Here is a 316-nt window from a genome sequence, read left to right on the forward strand (position 1 = left end):
ACCTCTCAGGCATCATGAACGGCGGATTTGCCTACCGTTCGCCCTACAGGCTTACACCAGTACAACCACTGACTGGCCCAGCTACCTTCCTGCGTCACCCCATCGCTTGGCTACTACCAGATCAGGTCCCACGCATCCACCACACGCATCACTCTCGAAAGAGATCAGTCACGCAGATTCAGGGTGGTTAGTGTCACTGATTCACCATGGGCGCGGTTACACGGGTACGGGAATATCAACCCGTTGTCCATCGGCTACGCCTGTCGGCCTCGTCTTAGGTCCCGACTCACCCTGGGCGGATTAACCTGGCCCAGGA

1 rRNA gene is annotated in these 316 nt (G+C 57.6%); it reads right to left on the reverse strand.

Annotated features, from left to right (window positions below):
* Nucleotides 1-316, reverse strand: a 23S ribosomal RNA gene (locus tag ACOQFP_RS24050); the annotation flags it as partial.

Origin of the sequence: Rhodococcus sp. MALMAid1271 (assembly GCF_049195265.1) — a bacterium.
Taxonomy (GTDB): Bacteria; Actinomycetota; Actinomycetes; order Mycobacteriales; family Mycobacteriaceae; genus Rhodococcoides.